Source organism: Ruegeria sp. AL7, assembly GCF_056536105.1.
This window is the reverse complement of record NZ_JBQFJF010000001.1, coordinates 3,333,637-3,357,056: the sequence shown is the minus strand read 5'-3', so window position 1 is coordinate 3,357,056 and position 23,420 is coordinate 3,333,637. Positions and strand designations below refer to the sequence as shown.

The 23,420-nt window shown below is 58.8% G+C and carries 24 protein-coding genes; 7 read left to right on the top strand and 17 right to left on the bottom strand.

The annotated features are described in order from the left end of the window. Nucleotides 1-6 precede the first annotated feature (6 nt). The 4 genes from ACR3E2_RS16815 to ACR3E2_RS16800 form a co-directional block, all read right to left on the bottom strand. Nucleotides 7-882, bottom strand: a complete 876-nt coding sequence (locus tag ACR3E2_RS16815; RefSeq protein WP_480482282.1) for a F0F1 ATP synthase subunit gamma — start codon at nucleotides 880-882, stop codon at nucleotides 7-9. A 12-nt stretch (nucleotides 883-894) separates the two neighbouring features. Next, nucleotides 895-2,433, bottom strand: coding sequence for a F0F1 ATP synthase subunit alpha (atpA, locus tag ACR3E2_RS16810; protein WP_209504804.1), 1,539 nt, complete (start codon nucleotides 2,431-2,433; stop codon nucleotides 895-897). Continuing rightward, on the bottom strand, nucleotides 2,434-2,994 hold the full coding sequence (locus ACR3E2_RS16805) for a F0F1 ATP synthase subunit delta (RefSeq protein WP_209598051.1): 561 nt from the start codon (nucleotides 2,992-2,994) through the stop codon (nucleotides 2,434-2,436). Nucleotides 2,995-3,296: 302 nt separating this feature from the next. Continuing rightward, nucleotides 3,297-4,031 carry a class I SAM-dependent methyltransferase gene (locus ACR3E2_RS16800; protein ID WP_480482285.1) on the bottom strand — a complete coding sequence of 245 codons (735 nt, stop codon included), beginning with the start codon at nucleotides 4,029-4,031 and terminating at the stop codon, nucleotides 3,297-3,299. Between the two features lie 61 nt (nucleotides 4,032-4,092). On the opposite strand from ACR3E2_RS16800, the gene gloB reads away from it, so the two are divergent. Continuing rightward, nucleotides 4,093-4,860 (top strand): hydroxyacylglutathione hydrolase, encoded by a 768-nt coding sequence (gloB, locus tag ACR3E2_RS16795; RefSeq protein ID WP_480482287.1) that lies wholly within the window; start codon nucleotides 4,093-4,095, stop codon nucleotides 4,858-4,860. 174 nt (nucleotides 4,861-5,034) lie between these two features. Continuing rightward, nucleotides 5,035-7,359, top strand: coding sequence for an ATP-dependent Clp protease ATP-binding subunit ClpA (gene clpA, locus ACR3E2_RS16790; RefSeq protein WP_480482288.1), 2,325 nt, complete (start codon nucleotides 5,035-5,037; stop codon nucleotides 7,357-7,359). Nucleotides 7,360-7,602: 243 nt separating this feature from the next. On the opposite strand, the gene ACR3E2_RS16785 is transcribed toward clpA, so the two are convergent. The 3 genes from ACR3E2_RS16785 to ACR3E2_RS16775 all read right to left on the bottom strand — a co-directional run bounded on the left by ACR3E2_RS16785 (nucleotide 7,603) and on the right by ACR3E2_RS16775 (nucleotide 11,127). After that, complete coding sequence (locus ACR3E2_RS16785; protein WP_480482290.1) at nucleotides 7,603-9,345, bottom strand: peptidoglycan -binding protein; 1,743 nt, start codon at nucleotides 9,343-9,345, stop codon at nucleotides 7,603-7,605. A 3-nt stretch (nucleotides 9,346-9,348) separates the two neighbouring features. Continuing rightward, entirely contained in the window at nucleotides 9,349-10,527 is a 1,179-nt protein-coding gene (locus ACR3E2_RS16780; protein ID WP_480482292.1) for a biopolymer transporter ExbB, read from the bottom strand. 69 nt (nucleotides 10,528-10,596) lie between these two features. Then, entirely contained in the window at nucleotides 10,597-11,127 is a 531-nt protein-coding gene (locus ACR3E2_RS16775; RefSeq protein ID WP_480482294.1) for a gamma-glutamylcyclotransferase, read from the bottom strand. 67 nt (nucleotides 11,128-11,194) lie between these two features. Here ACR3E2_RS16775 and ACR3E2_RS16770 point away from each other — a divergent pair, with 67 nt between their 5' ends. Beyond that, nucleotides 11,195-12,196: a DUF2125 domain-containing protein gene (locus tag ACR3E2_RS16770; RefSeq protein WP_480482296.1), complete on the top strand. Its 1,002-nt coding sequence runs from the start codon at nucleotides 11,195-11,197 to the stop codon at nucleotides 12,194-12,196. Here the strand turns inward: ACR3E2_RS16770 and ACR3E2_RS16765 are convergent. The 4 genes from ACR3E2_RS16765 to ACR3E2_RS16750 all read right to left on the bottom strand — a co-directional run bounded on the left by ACR3E2_RS16765 (nucleotide 12,193) and on the right by ACR3E2_RS16750 (nucleotide 16,523). After that, a complete protein-coding gene (locus ACR3E2_RS16765) occupies nucleotides 12,193-13,044 on the bottom strand; it encodes an extensin-like domain-containing protein (protein WP_480482298.1) in 852 nt (283 codons plus the stop codon). The genes ACR3E2_RS16770 and ACR3E2_RS16765 overlap by 4 nt on opposite strands. Next, nucleotides 13,041-13,961: a prephenate/arogenate dehydrogenase family protein gene (locus ACR3E2_RS16760; protein ID WP_267365625.1), complete on the bottom strand. Its 921-nt coding sequence runs from the start codon at nucleotides 13,959-13,961 to the stop codon at nucleotides 13,041-13,043. The genes ACR3E2_RS16765 and ACR3E2_RS16760 overlap by 4 nt, the downstream gene beginning before the upstream one ends. Continuing rightward, complete coding sequence (hisC, locus tag ACR3E2_RS16755) at nucleotides 13,958-15,043, bottom strand: histidinol-phosphate transaminase (protein WP_480482300.1); 1,086 nt, start codon at nucleotides 15,041-15,043, stop codon at nucleotides 13,958-13,960. The genes ACR3E2_RS16760 and hisC overlap by 4 nt, the downstream gene beginning before the upstream one ends. Before the next feature lie 64 nt (nucleotides 15,044-15,107). Continuing rightward, complete coding sequence (locus tag ACR3E2_RS16750; RefSeq protein ID WP_480482302.1) at nucleotides 15,108-16,523, bottom strand: aminotransferase class V-fold PLP-dependent enzyme; 1,416 nt, start codon at nucleotides 16,521-16,523, stop codon at nucleotides 15,108-15,110. Between the two features lie 102 nt (nucleotides 16,524-16,625). Here ACR3E2_RS16750 and ACR3E2_RS16745 point away from each other — a divergent pair, with 102 nt between their 5' ends. Continuing rightward, entirely contained in the window at nucleotides 16,626-17,087 is a 462-nt protein-coding gene (locus ACR3E2_RS16745) for an Lrp/AsnC family transcriptional regulator (protein WP_480482304.1), read from the top strand. Here the strand turns inward: ACR3E2_RS16745 and ACR3E2_RS16740 are convergent, their stop codons facing one another. Beyond that, nucleotides 17,088-17,960: a LysR family transcriptional regulator gene (locus ACR3E2_RS16740; RefSeq protein WP_480482306.1), complete on the bottom strand. Its 873-nt coding sequence runs from the start codon at nucleotides 17,958-17,960 to the stop codon at nucleotides 17,088-17,090. Between the two features lie 93 nt (nucleotides 17,961-18,053). On the opposite strand from ACR3E2_RS16740, the gene ACR3E2_RS16735 reads away from it, so the two are divergent. Continuing rightward, nucleotides 18,054-18,335, top strand: coding sequence for a DUF1330 domain-containing protein (locus tag ACR3E2_RS16735; protein WP_480482308.1), 282 nt, complete (start codon nucleotides 18,054-18,056; stop codon nucleotides 18,333-18,335). A gap of 58 nt (nucleotides 18,336-18,393) precedes the next feature. Here ACR3E2_RS16735 and rpsD read toward each other — a convergent pair whose 3' ends face one another. After that, complete coding sequence (gene rpsD, locus ACR3E2_RS16730; protein ID WP_170374584.1) at nucleotides 18,394-19,014, bottom strand: 30S ribosomal protein S4; 621 nt, start codon at nucleotides 19,012-19,014, stop codon at nucleotides 18,394-18,396. 272 nt (nucleotides 19,015-19,286) lie between these two features. After that, a complete protein-coding gene (locus tag ACR3E2_RS16725) occupies nucleotides 19,287-19,730 on the bottom strand; it encodes a hypothetical protein (RefSeq protein ID WP_480482310.1) in 444 nt (147 codons plus the stop codon). 278 nt (nucleotides 19,731-20,008) lie between these two features. Here ACR3E2_RS16725 and ACR3E2_RS16720 point away from each other — a divergent pair, with 278 nt between their 5' ends. Further along, nucleotides 20,009-20,452 (top strand): hypothetical protein, encoded by a 444-nt coding sequence (locus ACR3E2_RS16720; RefSeq protein ID WP_480482312.1) that lies wholly within the window; start codon nucleotides 20,009-20,011, stop codon nucleotides 20,450-20,452. 12 nt (nucleotides 20,453-20,464) lie between these two features. Here the strand turns inward: ACR3E2_RS16720 and ACR3E2_RS16715 are convergent, their stop codons facing one another. Together ACR3E2_RS16715 and ACR3E2_RS16710 are read right to left on the bottom strand one after the other, a co-directional pair. Continuing rightward, complete coding sequence (locus ACR3E2_RS16715; RefSeq protein ID WP_480482314.1) at nucleotides 20,465-21,106, bottom strand: NAD(P)-dependent oxidoreductase; 642 nt, start codon at nucleotides 21,104-21,106, stop codon at nucleotides 20,465-20,467. After that, nucleotides 21,103-22,011, bottom strand: a complete 909-nt coding sequence (locus ACR3E2_RS16710) for an EamA family transporter (RefSeq protein WP_480482316.1) — start codon at nucleotides 22,009-22,011, stop codon at nucleotides 21,103-21,105. Before ACR3E2_RS16710 ends, ACR3E2_RS16715 begins: the two co-directional genes overlap by 4 nt. Before the next feature lie 78 nt (nucleotides 22,012-22,089). Between ACR3E2_RS16710 and ACR3E2_RS16705 the strand changes: the two genes are divergently transcribed. Continuing rightward, nucleotides 22,090-22,584, top strand: coding sequence for a MarR family winged helix-turn-helix transcriptional regulator (locus ACR3E2_RS16705; RefSeq protein ID WP_480482318.1), 495 nt, complete (start codon nucleotides 22,090-22,092; stop codon nucleotides 22,582-22,584). 420 nt (nucleotides 22,585-23,004) lie between these two features. Here the strand turns inward: ACR3E2_RS16705 and uraH are convergent, their stop codons facing one another. Then, nucleotides 23,005-23,358, bottom strand: coding sequence for a hydroxyisourate hydrolase (gene uraH, locus ACR3E2_RS16700; protein WP_480482320.1), 354 nt, complete (start codon nucleotides 23,356-23,358; stop codon nucleotides 23,005-23,007). Nucleotides 23,359-23,420: the final 62 nt, after the last annotated feature.

The following is a 23,420-nucleotide window of genomic DNA, read 5'->3' as shown; positions in this document are numbered from 1 at the left end:
TTGTCTCTACAGCGCCTCGGCGCCGGAAATAATTTCAATCAGCTCGTTGGTGATCACGGCCTGACGCGAGCGGTTGAACTGGATCGTCAGCTTGTCGATCATCTCACCCGCGTTGCGTGTCGCGTTGTCCATTGCGGACATCCGCGCGCCCTGTTCAGACGCTCCGTTTTCGAGCAGAGCCGAGAAGATCGCGGTCGCAACCCCCTTGGGCAGCAGGTCGGCCAGAATGGCCTCTTCGCTGGGCTCGTAGTCGAAAATGGCACCGCTGTCGTCACCTTCCGATTCCTCGAACGAGGCGGGGATGACTTGCTGTGCCGTCGGGATCTGGGTCACAACGTTGACGAACTTCGAGTAGAAGATCGTGGCAACGTCGAACTCGCCCCCGTCGAAGCGGGACAGGATGTCCTTTGCGATGTCCTGCGCGTTGGAATAACCCAGACGCTTGACCTCGCTCAGGTCCACATGCCCAACGAACAGATCGCCAAAATCACGCTTGAGCGCGTCGCGGCCTTTCTTGCCGACGGTCAGAATCTTGACCGTCTTGCCCTTGCCGCGCAGCTCTTCCGCCTTCTGGCGGGCCAGCTTGGCGATGTTCGAGTTGAAGCCGCCACACAGGCCGCGTTCAGCTGTCAACACAACCAGCAGATGGACATCATCACTGCCCGTACCACGGAGCAGCTTGGGGGCGCTGTCGCTGCCCCCGACCGACGCCGCCAGCCCGGCCATCACGGCATTGAACCGCTCGGCATAAGGGCGCGAGGCTTCGGCAGATTCCTGGGCGCGGCGTAGTTTTGCGGCCGCGACCATCTGCATGGCCTTGGTGATCTTGCGGGTCGATTTGACCGACTCGATCCTGTTTTTAAGGTCCTTCAGACTAGGCATCGGAACCTCCTATCAAGCGAAGGTCGCGGCGTATTCGTCGATCGCTGCTTTGAGTTTGTCGGACGCGTCGCCTTTGATCTTCGGATCTTCGTCGGTGATCCACTTCAGCAGGTCAGCGTGCTTGCCGCGCAGATGCGCCAGCAGGCCAGCCTCGTAGCGGCCAACATCCGACACGTCGATCTTATCGAGGTAACCGTTGGTGCCCGCGAAGATGACGCAGACGATTTCCGCGTTGGTCAGCGGCGAGTACTGCGGCTGCTTCATCAGCTCGGTCAGGCGCGCACCGCGGTTCAGCAGCTGCTGGGTTGCGGCGTCGAGGTCGGAACCAAACTGTGCAAAGGCCGCCATTTCGCGATACTGAGCCAGTTCCAGCTTGACCGGACCGGCAACCGATTTCATCGCGTCGGTCTGAGCCGACGAGCCCACACGCGAAACCGACAGACCGGTGTTCACAGCAGGACGGATGCCCTGATAGAACAGTTCGGTTTCCAGGAAGATCTGACCGTCGGTGATCGAGATCACGTTGGTCGGAATAAAGGCCGAAACGTCACCACCCTGGGTTTCGATAACCGGCAGAGCGGTCAGCGAACCTGCGCCGAAGTCTTCGTTCAGCTTCGCCGAACGTTCCAGCAGGCGGGAGTGGAGGTAGAAAACGTCACCCGGATAGGCTTCGCGGCCCGGCGGGCGGCGCAGCAGCAGCGACATCTGACGGTAGGACACGGCCTGTTTCGACAGGTCATCATAGATGATCAGCGCGTGGCGGCCATTGTCACGGAAGTATTCCGCCATCGCGGTTGCGGCATAGGGTGCCAGGAACTGCATCGGTGCCGGGTCGGACGCGGTTGCGGCGACAACGATCGAATACTCAATCGCACCGGATTCTTCCAGTTTCTTCACCAGCTGGGCAACGGTCGAACGTTTCTGACCGATCGCAACGTAAACGCAGTACAGTTTCTTCGACTCGTCGTCGCCTGCTGCTTCGTTATAGACCTTCTGGTTCAGGATGGTGTCCAGAGCCACAGCGGTTTTACCGGTCTGGCGGTCACCAATGATCAGCTCGCGCTGGCCACGGCCAATCGGGATCATCGCGTCAACCGATTTCAGGCCGGTTGCCATCGGTTCGTGCACCGATTTACGCGGGATGATGCCAGGTGCCTTGACGTCTGCAACGCCACGCTTGGTGGCATTGATCGGACCTTTGCCATCCAGCGGGTTGCCCAGACCGTCAACAACACGGCCCAGCAGCTCGTCACCGATCGGAACGTCCACGATCGAGTTGGTGCGCTTGACAGTGTCACCTTCTTTGATGTCACGGTCAGAACCGAAAATAACGACACCGACGTTGTCGCTTTCCAGGTTCAGCGCCATACCCATGATGCCGCCGGGGAATTCGACCATCTCACCGGCTTGAACGTTGTCCAGGCCATATACACGGGCAATCCCGTCACCGACGCTCAGCACGCGACCGATCTCGGCCACTTCGGCTTCCTGACCAAAATTCTTGATCTGGTCCTTCAGGATTGCAGAAATCTCTGCAGCTTGGATTCCCATTTATCCGACCTCTTTCATTGCATTCTGTAGGGAGTTCAGCTTCGAACGGATCGAACTGTCGATCATTTTCGAGCCCACTTTGACGACAAGACCGCCGATGAGGCTTTCATCCACGGTCGCATTGATAGTTACGGTCTTGCCCACACGCTCGGACAGCGTCTTGGACAGTTTTTCCAGTTGTGTCTTGGTCAGCGCCTTGGCCGAGGCGACATCAGCGGTCACTTCGCCACGCTCATCTGCCAGCATGTCACGCAGCACCTGCACCAGTTGCGGCACAACAAACAGGCGGCGTTTCTGCGCCATCAGAGCCAGCGTGTTGCGCAGGATGGCGTTCAGCCCCATCTTGTCAGCAACAGCGGCAATTGCTCCTTCTTGCTCGGCCCGCGAAATCAAAGGCGATGCGATCAGGTCACGCAGGTCGGCACTGTCGCCCAGTGCTGCTGCCAGATCATTGATGCCGGATTCCAGACCCGCAAGGTCATTATTCTCTTTTGCGATCTCGAAGATCGCGGTGGCATAGCGCTCGGCGATGCCTGTGGAAATCGAAGCTGGTTCGGACACGTCCACCCTTCCGATATTTGAGGCCCCGATTTTGGGTAGCGGCCGCTACCTTGGGGCGTGAGGAAACCCCGGCCAGACGGTCGGGGATCAAAATCACCGGGGATGTAGCAGAGGTGAACCAACCAAGCAATACGCTATAGCGGTAACAGATTTATCCACAAAATGTTAATTTTCATGCACTTACACCAAGTGCGACCGTTTGGACCCGTCAACCCGGTTGAAAAATGTTACGAATATGCAGGTTTTTGCGATTCCTGTGACTTTTTTCTCGCGAATTTGTCACTTTGGGATGCACGCAGTTGTCATGCAGGCTTTAGCAAACCGTCAAGCGCCTTGATCGGCTTCCTTATGGCATCTTTGGTGACATTGCCCCGAGGCGGATGAATGTTCTTTGTGACCTCAACCATCAACACCCCGCCCGCCATGACAGTTGGAATGCGCTGTCCGGTTTTTTCGATCAGACTGCCCGATTTCAACCAGAACCGCCGGAAGGACGGCGGCATGTAAAGAGCCGAGCAATGCGCCTCGGGCAGGAAGTAATGCGACCTGAGCTGATTTTCCAGCTGAGTGGCGGAATAGGGACGACCAAAGCCAAATGGCGTTTTGTCCGTACGTGACCACAGACCCGCCCGGTTCGGAACAATGAACACGGCCCTGCCACCAGGGCCCAGAACACGCCAGCATTCCTCCAGCAGCTGGTTTGGCCGCTCGGACGTTTCCAGCCCGTGCATCACCACCAGCTTGTCCACGTGACCGGTTTCAATGGGCCACCGGGTTTCTTCTGTCAGCACCGAGACATTGGGCATCCCCGCAGGCCAGGGCATCACGCCCTGCGGGCCGGGCATCAGCCCGATGACCCGGCGCGCACCGGCCAGATAAGGGCGCAATAGCGGCACGGCAAAGCCAAAACCGGCAACGGTCTGACCTTTGGCTTCGGGCCAGAGCTCGGTCAGCCGCCCGCGAATAGCTGCCTGTGCCGCGCGCCCAAGGGTGCTGCGGTAGTAGAAGTTCCTCAGATCCTGCACATCAAGATGCATTGCGGACATCCGGTCAATCGGCTTAGCTGGGCGCAGTCTAGCAATGAAAGGGCAAAAGGCCATGCCTCTTGAAATCGTTACAATCCCGTGCCTCAGCGACAATTACGCCTTTCTGGCCCATGACAGCGGCAATGGCCAGACTGCGCTGATCGATGCGCCCGAAGCCGCGCCGATTCTTGCAGCACTGGAAGATCGGGGATGGAGCTTGTCACATGTGCTGCTGACCCATCATCACTGGGATCACGTTGAAGGGCTGCCCGAAATTCTGACCCATCACCCCGCAAAGGTCATCGGTGCGGCCGCCGACGCGCACCGCCTGCCCCCACTGGACCAGCAGGTTGCCGAAGGCGACAGCTTTGAGGTGGGTGGCGAACTGGTCGAGGTGCTGGACGTTTCGGGGCACACGGTTGGTCATGTCGCGTTTTATCTTCCGCAAAGCGCGGTCGTCTTTACCGCTGACAGCCTGATGGCCCTCGGGTGTGGGCGTCTGTTCGAAGGCAGCCCGGCGCAGATGTGGGCGTCGCTGAGCAAGCTGGCCGCTTTGCCGGACGACACCCTTGTCTGTTCGGGGCATGAATATACACAATCCAACGCGAAATTCGCCATTACCGTCGATCCCGAGAACGCTGCGCTGAAACAGCGAATTGCCGATATCGACCGCGCCCGCGCCGCTGGCGAAGCCACTGTTCCGTCGGTTTTGGCGCTTGAAAAAGCCACCAACCCGTTCCTGAGGGCCACGGATCCGGCGATTCAGGCCCATCTTGGTATGGTAAACGCCGATCCTGCGGCGGTTTTCGCCGAAATCCGGGGTAGAAAAGACAGGTTCTGATGCTTATTTGCCCCTCTTCACGGCCACGGTCACAACAAATGTGACTGTCAAGTGAAAGAAAACCCTTGAAGCCGGGCCACGATCAACCAAACTCTAATAGTATGAGGACATGGTTGGGATGGGGTTCCGGCCGAAAGCCCGCCCCCTTCTGACCCAAGACAGAGGAGCACCCGCGTGCCTTCATTCTCGAGCACACTGGAACAAGCCATCCACGCGGCCCTTGCGGCTGCGAATGAACGGCGACACGAATTTGCAACGCTGGAGCATTTGCTGCTGGCGCTTCTGGAAGAACCCGATGCGGTACGCGTCATGAAAGCGTGCAGCGTTGATCTGGACGAGTTGCGCAGCACTCTGGTTGAGTTCATCGACGAGGACCTATCGAATCTGGTCACGGATATTGACGGGTCCGAAGCCGTACCAACGGCAGCGTTCCAGCGCGTCATTCAACGCGCCGCGATTCATGTGCAAAGCTCGGGCCGGACCGAAGTGACCGGTGCCAATGTGCTGGTCGCGATATTCGCTGAACGCGAAAGCAATGCCGCCTATTTCCTGCAGGAACAGGACATGACCCGGTATGACGCGGTCAATTTCATCGCCCATGGCGTGGCCAAAGACCCCGCGTATGGCGAAAGCCGGTCGGTATCCGGTGCGGATCAGGTGGAAGAAGAAGCTCAGACAGGTTCCGGCGACACGGAACAAAAGGAAAGTGCGCTTGGGAAATATTGCATTGACCTGAACGCGAAATCGCGTGCGGGTGATGTCGATCCTCTGATCGGGCGCGCGGATGAGGTGGAACGCTGTATCCAGGTGCTGTGCCGCCGCCGCAAGAACAACCCGCTGCTGGTGGGCGATCCGGGCGTGGGCAAAACCGCCATCGCCGAAGGTCTGGCGCACAAGATCGTCGCCGGAGAGGCGCCGGATGTCTTGGCAAACACCACCATCTACTCGCTGGACATGGGTGCGCTGCTGGCCGGGACCCGTTATCGCGGCGATTTCGAGGAACGCCTGAAAGCGGTTGTAACCGAGCTGGAAGAGCACCCCGACGCGGTGCTGTTCATCGACGAAATTCACACCGTGATCGGTGCTGGTGCAACCTCGGGCGGGGCAATGGATGCGTCGAACCTGCTGAAACCTGCGTTGCAGGGCGGCAAGCTGCGCACCATGGGCTCGACCACCTACAAAGAGTTTCGCCAGCATTTTGAAAAGGACCGCGCCCTGTCGCGCCGGTTCCAGAAGATCGATGTGAACGAGCCTTCGGTTGAAGACAGCGTCAAGATCCTGCGCGGTCTGAAGCCTTATTTCGAAAAACATCACGACATCAAGTATACCGCTGATGCGATCAAAACGGCGGTCGAGCTGTCGGCACGTTACATCAACGACCGCAAGCTGCCCGACAAGGCCATCGACGTGATTGACGAGGCTGGCGCGGCGCAGCATCTGGTGGCGGAAAGCAAACGGCGCAAAACCATTGGTGTCAAAGAGATTGAGGCCGTGGTTGCCAAGATCGCCCGCATCCCGCCCAAGAACGTCACCAAGGACGATGCCGAGGTGCTGAAAGACCTCGAAGCCTCGCTGAAACGGGTGGTGTTTGGTCAGAATCTGGCGATCGAGGCGCTGGCCAGCGCAATCAAACTGGCCCGCGCCGGCCTGCGGGAACCCGAAAAGCCCATCGGCAACTATCTGTTTGCCGGCCCGACCGGCGTGGGCAAGACCGAGGTGGCGAAACAGCTGGCGGACACGCTGGGCGTTGAACTGCTGCGTTTCGACATGTCGGAATACATGGAGAAACACGCGGTCAGCCGTCTGATCGGCGCGCCTCCGGGCTATGTCGGGTTCGATCAGGGCGGCCTGCTGACCGACGGTGTCGACCAGCATCCACATTGTGTGTTGCTGCTGGACGAGATTGAAAAGGCGCACCCGGACGTGTTCAACATCCTGTTGCAGGTGATGGACCATGGGGAACTGACCGACCATAACGGCCGTACAGTGAACTTCCGCAACGTGGTGCTGATCATGACCTCGAACGCGGGGGCGCAAGAGCAGGCCAAGGCCGCGATCGGGTTCGGTCGTGACCGTCGCGAGGGCGAAGACACCGCCGCGATTGAACGCATGTTCACGCCGGAATTCCGCAACCGTCTGGATGCCGTGATCTCGTTCGCGCCGCTGCCGAAAGAGGTCATTTTGCAGGTGGTCGAGAAATTCGTCCTGCAACTGGAAGCGCAGTTGCTGGATCGTGGTGTGACCATTGATCTGACACCCAAAGCCGCCGAATGGCTGGCGGATAAAGGGTATGACGACAAGATGGGTGCGCGCCCGCTGGGTCGCGTCATTCAGGAATACATCAAGAAACCGCTGGCCGAAGAATTGTTGTTTGGCAAGCTGGCAAAAGGCGGTGTGGTCCGTGTCTCGGTCAAGAAAGGTGATCTGGATCTTGAGATCCTTGGCCCGGATCAACCGCGCATTTCGGGTGACAAGCCTCCGCTTCTGACGGCGGACTGATCGCCCGCCGCATTTAACAGAAAACCCGCCTACCAAGGCGGGTTTTTTTGGTTTCGCCCAGCGCTGGCAAGGCCCACCCGCCTACCCGGCGTCGCGTTGGCATCTCGGTTAGGCCGCGTGTGAAACGTCTGGCGGACATGCACCGCCTTGATTTTCCAACGGTTCGGGTCACTGTGGCCGGGATCGCCACTAACCGGTTGCGGATCGGCTGTTTGTTTTCGTGACTGCTAAGGGCCAGTGGCCTTACCTTTCGGTCAGCTTCAACTCGATCCGGCGGTTTTGCGCGCGTGCCTCGGGCGTGTCAGCCGGATTGACGGGCTGGAATTCACCAAACCCGTTGGCTGCAAGGCGGTTGGGCGGAATGCCCAGCGCGTCAACCATATAGCGCACAACCGACAGCGCGCGACCCTGGCTGAGCTCCCAGTTGTCGCGATACCTGCCCGACCCGGCCAGAGGAACGTTGTCGGTGTGGCCGTCGACCCGGATCACCCAGTTCAGACCGGGCGGGATTTCAGCAGCGACACTGCGCAGGATGCTGGCCACCTTGGCGACTTCCTGCTGCCCTTCTGCGGACAGCACGGCGGACCCGGTCGGAAACAGAACCTCGGACGAGAACACGAACCGGTCGCCTTCGATGCGCACCCCTTCCTGACCGCCAAGGACGTCCCGCAAACGACCAAAGAATTCCGAGCGATAGCGTTGCAGGTCCTCGGCCTGTGCCGCCAGTTCCTGGTTCTGCCCGGCCAGAGCCTTGGCCTCGGCCTCAAGACGCAGGCGCTCCGCTTCTTCCAGCAGACGGCGCCTGCGTTCTTCGGATGCGGCACGGGCCAGTGCGGCGTTCAGGTCCTGCCCTAAGGTCTGAATCTGCACCTCGGCGGCGGCGTTGCGTTCTTCGAAATCATCAAGCAAAGCCTGCAAAGAGCCCAATTGCCCGCGCAGGGCGGCGATCTGCTGGTTCAGCAGGGCGGCCTCTCTCTGCGCCTCGGCAGAGATTTCTTTTTCATCCGAAAGCGTCGCATTGGCGAGGTCCAACAAGGCCTGCCGCTGCTCGGCCAGAGAGCGTTGCGCATCAGCATCCGCCTGCGCTTGCGTCTGCGCCTGCAAAGCGGCTTCAAGCTGGGCCCGCAGTTCATCCGGGTTCACGTCGCCAAACTGACGCTCCAACGCGGCACGCGCCGCCTGTGCTGCGGCCAGCAGGGTGAGTGTGTCTTCGGCCTCTTTGCGTTGCGCTTCCAGAGCAAGTGTCATGGCCGTCAGCTCGGCATCGGCATCCAGAAGGCGGTTACGCAACGCCTCGGCGGCAGCGGCTTCGGCCAGACGGGCGGCTTCTTCATCGCTGAGCTGCTGTTCAAGGGTGGTGATCTGGGCGTCCCGGTCGGCGCTGCCTTGCTCCAGGTCCGCCACCAGCGCTTCCAGTGCTTCACGACGGGCAGCGGCCAAACGGGCGGCTTCGGTCTGTGCGTCGATTTCCTCGCGGCTTTGGGCAAGGGCCAGGTTCAACGCCTCTTGCTCGGTCAGCAGTTTCGCGCGCTGCGATTCAAGCACTGCAATATCACCCAGTGCCCGTTCCTGTTCGGCCAGCAGGGCTGCTACCTGCGCTTCAAAATTGGTGATCCGGGTCTGCGCCTGATCCAGAGCGGCAGCCTGGCGGTCGCGCTCGGTGGTCAGTGACGCGATCAGTGACTGGGCTTGCGCCAGATCGTCTTCAGCCTGAGACAGGGTGGTATTCAACGCCCCAAGTCGCGCCTGCAACCGGCTGTTTTCGCGTTCTTCCAGCCCCAGCGCACCCGCCAGCGCCGCGATTTCGTCAGCCAATGTGGTCAGTTCGTCTTCCTGACCCGAGATGGTTTCGCGCAGCACAAACTGGATCACCATGAAGATGGTCAGCACAAAGGTCAGCACCATCAACAGCCCCGTCATCGCGTCGACGAAACCGGGCCAGACCGAGCCCTGGAACCGTTGACCGGTGCGGCGGGACAGCGCCATGGACTATTCTCCTTCCGGCGTGGTGCGTACCGCACCGCGCGGCAGGGTCAGCGCCTTGACCAGCAGTTCAATATCCTTGCGGAACTCATTCATGCTTTCCTGCCGGCCCGCCGAAATCTCTTCGAGGATACGCAGCAGTTGCACATCCATCGAGCGCAGGCGCATCCGGCTTTCGGCGTCGATACCTTCACCCGCACCGTGATCGCGCATGTGATCCAGCAGGGCTTCCTGACCCAGCGCCACGCGTTCCAGCGCCGCCGTAACACTTTCGGTATTGGCCTGACGGTTGTTCATCTCACCGATCACATCGACCAGCAAACCCAGCTTGGCGGAAACCTCGGCCCGGTCGCTTTCCTGCGCAGAGAACAGATCCTGCAAGGCATCCATCTGTTCGGACATGGCGTCCAGCACCGGCGTGAGCACGGCAATTTCGGCACCGCCTTCTTCTCCACCTGCGAAACCTAAGCGGGTGATCGAAGACAGCCATTCTTCAAGCTCGCGATAGAAGCGGTTCTGCCCGTGCCCTGCAAAAACTTCGAGCAAGCCGACGATCAGCGACCCGGCCAGACCCAACAGAGACGATCCGAACGCAACACCCATCCCCTGCAATTGCGCCTCGAGCCCGGTCATCAGGCGGTTGAAAACGGCCAGCCCTTCCTCGCCCTCCTGCGGGTTTAGGCTGCGGATGGTATCGACAATGGCCGGTACGGTTGTCGCCAGTCCAAAGAACGTACCCAAAAGACCCAGATAGATCAGCACGTTGGTGATATAGCGGGTGATTTCACGCTCTTCCTCGACCCGTTCGGCCACGGAATCCAGAATGGAGCGGGTCGAGGTCGAACTGATCTGCGACCGCGCACCCCGTTCGCGCAGCAATGAGGCCAGAGGTGCCAACAATTGCGGTGTGCGGGCGTCTTCACGAACAACACCGCCGACGAATGCCTCGATCCAGCGCACGGACCCGATCAGTTGTGTCACCTGATAGAAACAGGCAAACACGCCGATCAGGAACACCATCAGGATGAAGCCGTTCAGGTACGGGTTGGCGAAGAACACCGGCAACACATAGGGCAGCGCCAGAAACACACCCAGCCCGGACAGGCCGATCGCCATCAACATCAACAGAATCTGTCGCGTTGGATGCGAGAAATGGGGTCTCGCGCCCTGATGTGCCTGCGCCATGCGCGTGGTTCCCGGTATTTGCCTGCTCTGCGTCGAAACTAGCGAAATTCCACTGGTGACGCCAAGAGTTTATGCGGTAATACTGCGCACCCGTTGCGCCAACCACTCAAGATCGGGGTCGCGCAGGCCGATCTCGGCCAGATGTTCGGCAGTGTTGTAGAGGTATTCATCATTCGGGCCGCGTCCGCCAACCGCGTGGGCGATGATCCGGGCCTGATCCTCCAAAGGCATGCCGCCGCAGTATTGCACATGGTCGGCATCGATCACATAGGTCACGGCGTTGACGATGTCGCCATTTTCCAGATGCACATCCAGCATACGTTCGACATAGGCCGACGAGATCAGCTCGCGCTCGCGCAGTTCGTGCAGGGTGCGGTCTTCGTGACCGGTTTCAACCGCAAGGGCCAGACCGGTGCAGGTCGCGTTTGCCTGTTCGTCCAGCGCCAGCACCAGCCCCGGTTCTTCCTCGGTTCCCCGGTGGTGGATCGAGCTCATGCAGAAGGACCGGGCATAGCCATGCAGTGTCGCGCGTTCGCTGCGCGCGACCGGAAAGCCCGGATTCCACAGCAGCGATCCATAACCGAAAACCCACATCGTCATTGCACTGGTCCTTGCCCGTTTGGGCCTATAAACATCAATTCCGAGGCAGGAAAAAGGGCCAAAGCTCATGCGCCGTGTCATACGAGTGATCATTTTTATCGGCATCCTTTGGAGCGCCTATTGGTTTGTCGCCGGATATGGTCTGCGCGCGGCAATCACTGGCTGGTTTGATCAACAACAGGCGCGCGGCTGGCTGGCTGATTTCTCGGACGTGGCAACGGCAGGGTATCCGACCCATCACGTGACCCGACTGAACAACCCTGTCCTTGCAGATCCGGTGAATGGCACAGCCTGGCGTGCGGACTGGATCGAATTCGAAAGCCCCGCGATCTGGCCCGGCCGGCAGGTGCTGCGGTTTGCCGAGACGCCGCAACGACTGTCTTACTACGATCAAACCTCAACGATTGTCGCCGATGAATTGATTGCAGAACTACAGTTGCAGCCCGGCGTTTCGCTTGTGCTTGAGAAACTGGCGCTGACGGCAGGGGCATGGTCGGTGACCGAAAACTCCACAGCGCTGGCCGCCGGGGACACCCTGAGCCTGATCATGGCGCAAACATCCCAGCCCGAAGCCTATGCCATTACCGCCCGCGCGGATGGGTTCACACCCGGTAACCGGTTGCGGGCCCTTATGAACTCGGCCGCGTCGCTGCCGCAGTCCTTCGAAACGCTGGAACTGGACATGATCACCACGTTCAGCAAAGTCTGGGACAGGTCAGCGCTGGAACACAGCAGACCACAGCCCGTGGCCATCGACCTGCGACTGGCCGAGATCAAATGGGGTGGGTTGCGTCTGTTTGCTGCCGGTAAACTGGATGTAGACGCGCAGGGTGTTCCCAGTGGCGAGATCGCCGTCAAGGCCGAGAACTGGCGCGATATGGTCGACATGGCAAACGCGGCAGGTGCCCTGCCTGATCAGGCGGTTGATCCTGTCACCCGCGCACTGAATTTTCTGGCAGGGCTGGGCGGCAACCCCAACGCGCTGGACCTTCAGCTGAACTTCCGGGATGGTTTTGTCGCCCTGGGGCCGGTGCCGCTGGGCCCTGCCCCGCGGCTGATCCTTCGTTAACGGCAATACGCTCCGCTGCGGTAGCGTGCCGTATCCAGATGGAAATGATCGCGATGGTAGCTATCCGAGTTCGGCCCCAAAACGGTGCCGAACGGGCCACACGCGCCGCGCCAGATTTTCTGCAGCTGCTTCTGTGACGGGTTCTTGCGCCATCCTTCCAAGACGGTCACCACCTCACCATCGGCCATTTTGAAGGCCGAAATATCGATCGCGCGCCCTTTGCCGTGCTCGGAAATCCGCGCGCCTTTGCGGTTGTTACGGGTTCGGCAGGCATAATGAGCCGCCACTTGCAATTCGACCACCGGGCCGCGACGTTTGAAGGTGGGTTTGACTGTCTTATCGACCCATTTGTTCAGCGCAACGGCGGTGCCGCAATCCATTGTCGACGGGCGGCTGAGTGCCACACCGGAAACAGAGGTGATCTGCACTGCATCTTTTACGCCACAGGCTGAATTCTCGCTGCCGACCCTGCCGACGGGCTTGCCCTGAATTGCGATATCTCCGCAAACGGACCCTTTGCGCAGCTTGCGTTTTTTGAAAAGCACCTGCTGTTCAAGCGATTCAGGTCTCATGTTAGGCATCAGCGAGGTGTCGGGCCCCAGCAGTGGCAAATCCGAAGGTCGCGCCAGGGCGGCAGTGACCTGCGGTGAAACCGGACGTGAGATGGGGCGCAGATCGGTTATGGCCGCGACGGACACCGGGGCAACGGCGGACACAACCTGTACGTTGTGCTGGTCCAGAATCGGACGTGCAGGAGGAACCAGAGATCGTTCCAGAGGTGCTGCCTGTGTGGCCATGGCGCACAACGCCATGATCCCGATCAGAAATTGCCCCCGGTATGACCTCATGAACCTGCCTTTCCCCGCCCGAAATCCGGTGCGTCGGTGTCCTGCCCTGCATCGATGATGCCGCGACGAATAGCACGGGTATGGGTGAAGTAGTCAAACAAATGTTCCCCGTCCCCGGTGCGGATGGCACGTTGCAGCGCAAACAGCTCCTCCGTGAACCGGCCCAGGATTTCCAGTGTCGCATCTTTGTTGGACAGGAACACATCACGCCACATGGTCGGGTCCGATGCCGCGATGCGGGTGAAATCCCGAAAACCCGCGGCCGAGTATTTGATCACTTCACTATCGGTCACCCGGCGCAGATCGTCGGCCACACCAACCATCGTGTAGGCGATCAGGTGCGGCGCATGGGACGTGACGGCCAGAACCAGATCGTGATGATCGGCGTCCATCTCATCCACATGGGACCCCATACCTTCCCACAACGCCCGAAGGCGGGCGATTGCATCCGGGTCGGTCCCTTCGACAGGCACCAGCAGGCACCAGCGATTGTCGAACAATTTTGCGAAACCCGATTCCGGACCGGAATGCTCTGTCCCAGCCAAAGGATGCGCGGGAATGAAATGCACACCTTCGGGGATATGCGGCTGAACCGCCTGAATGACATGCCGCTTGACCGACCCCACGTCCGACAGGGTCGCGCCGGGCTTGAGCACGGGCGCGATGTCTTCTGCGACGGCCCCCATTGCCCCCACGGGCACGCAAAGAACGACAAGATCCGCACCTTCGACCGCTTCGCGCGCCGTGTCACAGACGCGGTCGCACAGCCCGATTCTGCGCGCCGTGTCACGTGTCGCCTCGGACCGGGCATAGCCGGTCACTTCCCCGGCCAGGCCTCCACGCTTGATCGCCCAGAACATGGAGGACGCAATCAGGCCCAGCCCGATCAGCGCAACCCGGTCGTAAATCTGGCTCATGCTGCACCCTCTTTGAATGCTGTAATCGCCGCAACGACGCGGCGGCAGGCTTCCTCATCGCCCACGGTGATCCGCAGGGCATTCGGCAGGTTGTAGCCTGCAACCCGGCGGACAATCAAACCCTGCGTCTTCAGATAGTCGTCACAAGCCTCGGCCTCGGTCCTGTCGGCAAAACGCGCGAGGATGAAGTTGGTGCAGGACGGGTCCGAGGGTACGCCGATCTTGTCCAGCTCCTCGGCCAGCCACACCCGAAGGCGCGCATTTTCGGATTGGCAGAACGTCAGGAATTCGACGTCGCTGATCGCTGCTTCGGCTGCGGCCAGTGCTGTCAAAGACAGGTTGAAGGGCTGACGCACCCGGTTCAGTACATCGATAATCGATTGGTGCGCATACCCCCAGCCGACCCGCATCCCGCCCAGCCCGTACACTTTCGAGAATGTACGGGTCATGATCACGTTCTCATACGCATCCACCAAAGACGCGCCGCCATCGAAACCGTCGACGAATTCGGCATAGGCGCCGTCCAAGACCATCAGGCAGGTATCGGGCAGACCCTGCGCCAGACGGTCCAGTTCGTCGTTCGAGATCATGGTCGAGGTCGGGTTACCGGGGTTGGTGACAAACACGATCCGCGTTTGGCTGGTTGCGGCGGCCAGAATGGCATCCACATCGACTTTGCGGTCGCGCTCGGCCACCATGACCGGTGCGGCACCTGCCATGCGGGCGATGATCGGGTACATGGAGAACCCGTGCTCGGTATAGATCACCTCATCCCCCGGCCCCGCATAGGCCTGAGCGATGAATTGCAGCACCTCGTCGCTGCCGACACCGCAGATGATCTGCGCAGGGTCCAGCCCGTGACGTGCGCCGATAGCCGCGCGCAAACTGGCGTGGTCAGTGTTTGGGTACCGATGCAAATTTGCCGCGCTGTCGCGCACCGCCTCAATCGCCTTGGGGCTGGGGCCGAACGGATTCTCGTTCGAGCTCAGCTTGATCACATGCTCAACACCCGCCACATGCGACTGGCCGCCCTGATAAAGCGCGATGTCCATAATGCCGGGTTGCGGGGTGATCTTGGTCATGAGAGGCTCCGTTGATTGGGCCCCTCATACCTGTCTCAACGGATTGAGAAAAGCGGCAATTCCATCATGCGGCCTTGAAGCGCGCAGTCGCCGGGTCGGCGTTGTAATACGGCACGAATTCCTCGGTACGGCGGGACAGATCATTGACACTGTCGATGATGAATTGAACCGTTTCCTCGCTCATCAGGTACGAGAAATTCAGGCGTACCCAGCCGGGTTTCTTCATCTCTTCACCCGCAGACAAGGCCGCGTGCAGCGCCTCGGACGCGGCGCGGTCAATCCCCAGAAGGCGGTGGGCATAAGGCCCTGCGCAGGCACAGCCGCCGCGCGCCTGAATGCCGTAGACGTCGCTGAGCATCCGGGTAAACAGCTGCTGATGCACAGGCTGTCCCGCGTTGTCGCGCACAAGGAAGGAGAAGATCGGCAGGCGATGCGGATTATTGACCCCAAGCAATGTCAGGTGCGGGTTATCCTTCCACCCGTCCAGCGCCATCTGGTTGTACTGCGCCTCGCGTCTTGCGATTTCTTCCGTGCCGACGACATCCTTGACGATAAAGGCAAGCGCCGCGCGGATATCACCGATCACGTTGGGCGTTCCCGCCTCTTCCCGCGCAGACAGGTCCGCGCTGTAGTCATGCCGCCACGGTGACACGAATCTAACGGTGCCACCACCCGGCCAGCTGGGGCAGTTCCGTTTGGCTGCAGCCCGGTTTACGATCAGAACACCCGAGGCCCCCGGACCGCCCGGAAACTTGTGCGGGGAAACGACGATCGCATCCTTGCGCGCGTCCGCCGGCCCCATATCCATCGGCAGGTAAGGCCCGCCCCCGGCGTAATCCCAAATCGCCACGGCACCATGCGCCTTGAGCAACCGCGTCACCGGATCAGGGTCAGTGACAATTCCGGTTACATTGGACGCCGCCGAAAAGGAACCGATCAGAAGATCTGCGCCTGCATGGGTCAACAGCGCGGTTTCCAGCGCCCCCAGGTCAACACCGCCACCTTCGGCTTCGGGGATTTCAACCACAAGTGCCTTGCTTTCCCGCCACGGCAGGATGTTCGAGTGATGCTCGTAAGGACCAATCAAGACAACCGGTTGGTCGGCCTCTGCCACCCCGAGCAGGCTGACCAACCGGTTGAGCCCCGCAGTGGCACCAGACCCGGTGAAGATCACCGCGTCCTCTTCCTGGGCACCTACAATGCGGGCTATTTCCGCCCGCGCCTCGCGGCGCAGATGTGTCATGTAAGATCCGCAGTAAGAGGCCTCGGTGTGGCTGTTCGCGTAAAACGGCAACACATGTTGCGCCACAAAGTCTTCGACCTGCCGCAAGGCGCGACCCGAAGCGACGTAATCCGCATAGACAAGCGGCACGTCCCCATGCAGACCCGGGATCAGAACATTCTCTCCGATCAGCCCATCGCGCAGGTTTGAATTGTGAGCGGTGGAACAGAGTTCCGCACGAAACTTGGACAGGGACATTGCATTGGCTCCTAACTGCCCGAGTAATGTGATTTATTATTTGCGCGAAAACTTCACCTATAATTGCGTAGATTTTAAATACTTTGTGTCATATGATTAGTTATGTCATCTAAAATAGATCAAATTGACACACGCGTTCTGAAAGAGCTGCAAAAGGACGCCACCCTGTCGCAACGGGAATTGGCGGATCGTGTAGGGCTTTCCCAGAACGCCTGCTGGCGACGTCTGAAGGCTTTGAACGAAGATGGTGTCCTGATCGGTTCAACCGCCCGCATCGCACGCGAGAAATTGGGACTGAGCCTTGTGGTCTTTGTCATGCTGCGCACGCGGCATCATTCGACCGAGTGGCTACAGGCCTTTCGCAGCCACGTTCTGACGATCCCCGAGGTCGTGGATTTTCATCGTATCGGCGGTGATTATGATTATCAGCTGAAAGTCGTTACACAGGATATGGCGTCTTACGACAAGGTGTATCAACGGCTGATCGAAAAGGTCGAGCTGGACAGTGTCACGTCGTATTTCGCGATGGAAGCAATCGCCGAGGGACGACCATTGCCGATATGATCACGCCGTAAACAGCGGGCGTTTTTGTTTGAAAAAGGGTACCGCGATGTCGCGGAACGCGACCAGTTTTGCCGAAGGCCAAACATCCGGGTGCGCCACGATCCAGATATCTGCGTAGGGTTGCGGTGAAAGGATCGGAACCTGCACCAAGCCCCGAAGTGAGCGGCCCAGAAACACCGGCATACGCACAACGCCCAACCCTGATTGTGCGGCACCCGCCATCGCGACCATGTCATCAAAGCGCATATGTATCCGCGAGTTCGGATAGATTTTGTCGACGCCGTCCGGCAGGTTCGGCTGCTTTTCATAAAGCAACCAATCCACGGGCGCGTTCGGATCTTGCTGCATTCGCGCGGCCCATTCCGACGTGGCAAAACAAGCGCTGTGCTGTTGCGTCAGGCGCAGACCTTTCAACGTATCGCCGGGGTTGCGGCTGATCCGGATCGCAATGTCGGCTTCGCGCCGATTAAGGTCCAGAATCTCGTTTGCCGCGCGCACCTGCAAAGACACAGCAGGGTGCCTTTGAGCAAACTCGCCCAGCGCCGGGGCCAGCACATGGGCAATTAACAGTTGCGGCGCGGTTAAGGTCAGTTGCCCTTCCAGCCGGGCATCCCGCCCTGACAAACCTCGCAGCATTGCGTGTTCTGCGCTTTCCATCCGGGCAGCATACGCAGCGACTAGGTGCGCTGCTTCTGTCGGTCGATACCCGTCGGTCAGCCTTTCGAACAGCACTTCGCCTGTCGCCGCTTCGGCGCGGGCTATACGGCGCGCGACAGTTGTGTAGTTGACGCCAAGCTCTTGTGCCGCGGCGGACAGGGTGCGCCTGCGGACCACGGCGAGTACGGCCCGGTAATCATCCCAATGAATATCCATACATGCAAATTCGCACATCACTGATGCAAATACACGCGTTTTCGCAAAGCAGGTCACACCCTAGCTTTTGCCCACACATCAAGGAGCAAAGCCATGATCTATGCCTACGCAAAACTTACCGTAAAGAATCCCGACGCGCTGGCCGCTTATCGCGAACAGGCCGGGCCTGCACTGGCCCGCCATGGCGGAAAAGTCGAACACGCCACCAAAGAAACAACCGCGCTGGACGGCACGCCGGACTTGCCTGACGTTGCAGCCCTGCTTTCCTTTCCCAACCGGGACGCGGCGCTGGGATGGATCAACGACCCGGAACTAAAAGACATTCACGAGCTGCGTCGCAGCGCAGGCGCGTCAGATATCGTTCTGCTGGGCTGAAAATGAAAAGAGCCGCACCCAAAGGTGCGGCTCTGAATTCCAGGTCGGAATGCGAAGATCAGTTCTTCGCGTAGAATTCGACGACCAGGTTCGGTTCCATCATGACCGGGTACGGCACATCGCTCAGGCCTGGTGCGCGAACGAACGTTGCGGTCATTTTCGAGTGGTCAGCATCGATGTAGTCAGGAACATCACGCTCGGCCAGGGCAACAGCTTCCAGAACAACAGCCAGTTGCTTGGACTTGTCACGCACTTCGATGACGTCGCCTTCTTTGACGCGGTAGCTGGGGATGTTCACCCGCTTGCCGTTCACTTTGACGTGGCCGTGGTTCACGAACTGACGCGCAGCGAAGACGGTCGGTACGAACTTGGCGCGATAGACGACGGCGTCCAGACGGCGCTCCAGCAGGCCGATCAGGTTTTCACCGGTGTCGCCTTTTACACGCTCGGCTTCGGCATAGATGCGGCGGAACTGCTTTTCGGTCAGGTCGCCGTAGTAGCCTTTCAGCTTCTGCTTGGCACGCAGCTGCAGACCGAAGTCCGACAGTTTGCCCTTGCGGCGCTGACCGTGCTGGCCGGGGCCGTATTCACGACGGTTGACCGGGGATTTCGGACGACCCCAGATGTTTTCGCCCATCCGGCGGTCGATTTTGTACTTGGCAGACGTGCGTTTGGTCACGGCTGATCTCCTTCTTTAGGTCGATGCCCAAACGGGCAACTATGAAGGGCGTTGTCCTCTTGAGATTTCCCTCATGACAGGCTTCCCCTTGCGGGGGCCACCAACACCAATGAAGCCGCGCTTATATCCGCAAAGCCGGCAGAGTCAACACGGCATTCAACGCAGTTTCGAATATCTGCAAAGATATGTTCACCGCTGGCAGCACAGGCCCCTGCGCGCATAGCGACGGTTGCTGTCACACTGCTTTCATCAAAAAAAAATACAGGTCGCGTTCAGGCCGGAAATGCAACGACATTCCCGCCGCCTTCAACACCCGCCTTGTGCACCATCACAACCTCGGTCACGTCGACGATCCAGAATTCTTCATCCCGTGGCGGGCATGCGCCATCGAAAACGATGGTTGGTGCTGCATCATTGGTGTCGGCAACAAGGTTGGCTGAAAACCGCTGCGACCCATTGGTAAGTGTCAAAGCACCGGTCACGTGGCCGGAAACTTCCCGGACAATCGGGAAGCGGTTTTGTATGCGGGTTGCAGCGCCCCGCGCATATCCAATCTGTTCGACGCTGCTCTCGGCTTCTGCGCTCAGCACTATCGCCTGTCCGCGCCATGACCAAGCCGCGCCGACGGCCAGACACGCCAGAGGCGCGTCCTCGAGTCCGTCGATTTCAGTTTGATCCCATGAAATGGCTACCTGACCGTTAACTCCGGCTCTCATCTGCCCACTCGCACTATTTAACATCCCGATATTCAATCATTGCTTATCAGCACCAAATCCGGCGGAAAAGAGACGGGAATGAAGCATTCACAAGAATGTTGCAGAAGTGAATCAAAAATATGTGTTTGCCTTGATCCAAGCTGATTATCTGAGCATCAGCTTGCTGCGGCGACCCAGGGAATGGTTTCTGATCAGAGATCAAGATGGAAAAACCCACTCGTGAGAGTGGTGGTCACACTTCCTTAGTCAGACATGCGATCCGACGGAGCGTTTTGGTGATGGGCGCTAAGCTGCTGCCGGACCGTCCATGGACCTTGACGCCGAGTGTAACGGCATTGGCGGCAACAAGCGTTCTTTTGACCTTGTGCACTGGTGTGGCCCTGCCGATCTATTTCAAACTGGTGCACACGCTAGGGTCCATGGACGTCGCAAGCCAGGCGTATCTGCGCGCCGGTGTCGGTGTGATGCCGGGTCTGGCCATCCTGGGTGAGACATTTACTTGCCCTGTGGCGATAGGGCTTTTCTCGGTCATTGGTGCACCTGCAGTATTTCACCAGCCGCCATGGACCGCCCTGTTGAATCGGCTCATAGCTGCCTTACGTCAGCGACCGTCGATGCCGTGGCGCGGCCTGTTCGTTTTCGTAAGGTCACGTGACGAGACCGCATTCGATAAAACACCCCGCTTGCGAACTGCAGACGGGGCGCTTTGCCAAAACGACTAGGTCGTTGGGGGTTCAATAGCCTACGGTAAAGGCGGCGCGTGGATATTTGGGCGATTGAGCCTCATCTACAATTGCCACTGCAAAATCTTCCATGGAGATTTCTGAGTTGCCGGCGTCATCAACAATCAGGTTATCTGTGTCGGTTCTGAAGACGCCCAGGCGTTCACCGGGCTGCAATAAGGCGGACGGGCTGGCATAGGTCCAGTTTGCTGAGGCATCCGATGAACAGAGTTCCCACTGCGCCATGGATGCACGTGCGGTTGGGACTATGCTTTCAGGCAGAAAGTCTGGATCTGATAAGACAGTGTGCGGGCTGCCATCGGGCATATGCAGACGAGCGGCACCCCCAATAATAATTACGCGAAGACGGACAAGAGATGCGACATGCAGGATGGATCGGGTCAAAGCAACAATTTCACCTTCACGCCCGGCCGGTGTACGCACAGCGCTTATGGCCAAATCCTGGCCAGCCATCGCAGCGGCCAATGCCGCAGGGTCTGCGACATCTGCAACAACCGGCTTGGCACCCTTGGGTAGTTTTTTGAGCCCCGCCTCGTTTCGAACTGCCGCAGTAACCTCATGGCCACGCGAAATGGCCTCAGTCACGACACGAGAACCGACGTCGCCAGTGGCACCAAATACAACAAGTTTCATGAGCATTCTCCTTTTGAGACGAGGTGTGAATTGGAAGTTCTTGAAAGTACGGAATTGCCCATCTGCCCAGCACGCTGTCCAAGCCAGATTGCCGTGAGCACAACCCCGGCTCCGGCGATCTGGGTGGGTGTCAAAGCCTGACCAAGAAGCATCCATCCAATAATGACTGCGGAAAGCGGGCTGAGAAAACCAAGGGCTGAAACGGCGCCGGGTTCGATCCGGGAAACGCCCCGGAACCATAAGATGTATGTCAGCGCAGCCCCGATCAGAGTGAGATAGACGATGCCGGTGATGTTTTGCGTATTCAATGGTGGAAACGCAGGCTCAAACAAAAGCGCCAAGGGTACCAGCAACAGCCCCCCTGCCGTGAGTTGCCAGGCCGCCAAAGTCAAAAGGGGCACAGGGGCTTGCCACTTCCGGGTCAGAACTGTGCCCGCCCCCATGGAGGCTGCGCCCCCGATGCCCGCAATCACTCCAATCGGATCAAGTGAAATCCCCGAACCAAGAACAAGAAGTCCGACCCCAAAGATACCGATCAGTGCCGCGACCACCGCAGACACCTTGACCGTCGTACCAATCAGCACCCCGGCCAAGAATACGACAATCAAAGGCTGAACCGCCCCAACAGTTGCGGCTACACCGCCAGGCAGCCGGTATGCCGCCACAAATAGCAATGTCCAGAACGCGGTGAAGTTGAGCGCACCGAGAACGAAGGCGCGTATCCACCAGATACCCTGCGGCAATTGCCGGGCAAGAACAAGCAATAGCAGGCCAGCGGGCAAAGCCCGCAGGGCAGCCATAGTGACTGGGTACCCGGCCGGAAGGAATTCAGTCGTAACGTAGTACGTGCTGCCCCAGACCAGCGGCGCGATTGCAGTGAGCGCGATGTCGACACGATGTTTCATGAGGAATCTCCATTTATCTTGACGTCAAGATATTACTCATTCTCTTGACGTCAAGATAAATCTTCGCAATATGCTTCCATGGACCACATTGATCGTATCATTTCGCAATGGAACAAAGCCCGACCCGACCTTGATGTCGGACCGATGGAAACGATTGGGCGTCTCTCCCGCCTGGTGGCTCAACTCAGAAAAGAGATGGACAAAACCTGGAAGGTTTACGGGCTAAACCTCGCCAGCTTTGATGTACTGGCGACTCTGCGCAGATCCGGAAAGCCTGAAGGCTTGTCGCCCGGGGAATTGCTTGACCTGACCATGGTGACGTCCGGGACAATGACCAACCGGATTGACCAGCTCGTCAAGGCAGGTCTGGTAGAGCGCGTACCAAATCCTGAAGATAAACGGGGTTTTTTGATACGTTTGACCAAGGCCGGGTTCTCAAAAATCGAAAATGTCGTTTCAGATCACGTTGAAACACAACATCGGCTCTTGAGAGGGTTATCACCCACGCAGCGCGAAAACCTGAATGAATTGCTTAAAACACTGGGCGAGGCGATTGACGTAGACGCGAAATAAATACCGGAAAATTGGCGCGTCCCAAGAAACCAACACACTCTCAGAATACGACTTTGCATTGGAACTAACTACCAATGCTCTAACAGGATTCTCATTGCTACAATTTTATGAAACACAGGCGAACATTGCTCGGTTCTGTTTCGCAGTTCTTGATTACCTGATGATCGGGAATGTACAGCAGTTTGGTATTCTTGGCCGAGTTCGCCCTCGGTTCTGCCACAGAATAGTTGCCACCCGTGTCTGAGGTCGTCACGACCTACTCCTGTCAGTCCCAGCACGCGCTACCAGAACTGCGTTCGACCTGCCAGGTTGGGACGAAATTTGCGACAGAACCCTTTCACCCGCTTCAACTCTAGCGACTGGTTATGTTTACGACTTTCGGGCGCGGCTTTTTCGCCGTCCATGATACCTGTAGGGCGGTCAGCTGCCGCGATAGGTTGCGTAGCTGAATGGCGAGAGCAGGAGCGGTACATGGTAGTGGATCGCTTCCGACATGATGAACCGAAGCGGGATGACGTCCAGGAAGCGAGGCGTTTCGGGAGCAACACCAGCCAGGTCCAGATAGTCTCCGGCATGGAAGACTAGTTCATAGACGCCTTTTGCAAACCGTTCTGTCGGCATCACCTGTTCATCGGTGCGGCCGTCGCCGTTTGTCGTGAGCGTCTTGAGATACGTGCGCCGGTCGCCCTCGATCTGGAACAGTTCGATCTTCATTCCCTCTGCCGGGCGGCCGCGCGCGGTGTCGAGAACATGGGTCGTGAGATAGCCAGACATTGATTTTCCTCAAAGTTCTGAAGCGTTAAAGCACTTTGATGTTCACTTTGCATAGTCCACTG

Coding starts and splice junctions, on each gene's coding strand:
- ACR3E2_RS16815 (WP_480482282.1), bottom strand. CDS start 882: ATGCCTAGTCTGAAGGACCTTAAAAACAGGATCGAGTCGGTCAAATCG.
- atpA (WP_209504804.1), bottom strand. CDS start 2,433: ATGGGAATCCAAGCTGCAGAGATTTCTGCAATCCTGAAGGACCAGATC.
- ACR3E2_RS16800 (WP_480482285.1), bottom strand. CDS start 4,031: ATGCATCTTGATGTGCAGGATCTGAGGAACTTCTACTACCGCAGCACC.
- gloB (WP_480482287.1), top strand. CDS start 4,093: ATGCCTCTTGAAATCGTTACAATCCCGTGCCTCAGCGACAATTACGCC.
- ACR3E2_RS16785 (WP_480482290.1), bottom strand. CDS start 9,345: ATGGCGCTGTCCCGCCGCACCGGTCAACGGTTCCAGGGCTCGGTCTGG.
- ACR3E2_RS16780 (WP_480482292.1), bottom strand. CDS start 10,527: ATGGCGCAGGCACATCAGGGCGCGAGACCCCATTTCTCGCATCCAACG.
- ACR3E2_RS16775 (WP_480482294.1), bottom strand. CDS start 11,127: ATGACGATGTGGGTTTTCGGTTATGGATCGCTGCTGTGGAATCCGGGC.
- ACR3E2_RS16770 (WP_480482296.1), top strand. CDS start 11,195: ATGCGCCGTGTCATACGAGTGATCATTTTTATCGGCATCCTTTGGAGC.
- ACR3E2_RS16765 (WP_480482298.1), bottom strand. CDS start 13,044: ATGAGGTCATACCGGGGGCAATTTCTGATCGGGATCATGGCGTTGTGC.
- ACR3E2_RS16760 (WP_267365625.1), bottom strand. CDS start 13,961: ATGAGCCAGATTTACGACCGGGTTGCGCTGATCGGGCTGGGCCTGATT.
- hisC (WP_480482300.1), bottom strand. CDS start 15,043: ATGACCAAGATCACCCCGCAACCCGGCATTATGGACATCGCGCTTTAT.
- ACR3E2_RS16750 (WP_480482302.1), bottom strand. CDS start 16,523: ATGTCCCTGTCCAAGTTTCGTGCGGAACTCTGTTCCACCGCTCACAAT.
- ACR3E2_RS16745 (WP_480482304.1), top strand. CDS start 16,626: ATGTCATCTAAAATAGATCAAATTGACACACGCGTTCTGAAAGAGCTG.
- ACR3E2_RS16740 (WP_480482306.1), bottom strand. CDS start 17,960: ATGGATATTCATTGGGATGATTACCGGGCCGTACTCGCCGTGGTCCGC.
- ACR3E2_RS16735 (WP_480482308.1), top strand. CDS start 18,054: ATGATCTATGCCTACGCAAAACTTACCGTAAAGAATCCCGACGCGCTG.
- ACR3E2_RS16725 (WP_480482310.1), bottom strand. CDS start 19,730: ATGAGAGCCGGAGTTAACGGTCAGGTAGCCATTTCATGGGATCAAACT.
- ACR3E2_RS16720 (WP_480482312.1), top strand. CDS start 20,009: ATGGGCGCTAAGCTGCTGCCGGACCGTCCATGGACCTTGACGCCGAGT.
- ACR3E2_RS16715 (WP_480482314.1), bottom strand. CDS start 21,106: ATGAAACTTGTTGTATTTGGTGCCACTGGCGACGTCGGTTCTCGTGTC.
- ACR3E2_RS16710 (WP_480482316.1), bottom strand. CDS start 22,011: ATGAAACATCGTGTCGACATCGCGCTCACTGCAATCGCGCCGCTGGTC.
- ACR3E2_RS16705 (WP_480482318.1), top strand. CDS start 22,090: ATGGACCACATTGATCGTATCATTTCGCAATGGAACAAAGCCCGACCC.
- uraH (WP_480482320.1), bottom strand. CDS start 23,358: ATGTCTGGCTATCTCACGACCCATGTTCTCGACACCGCGCGCGGCCGC.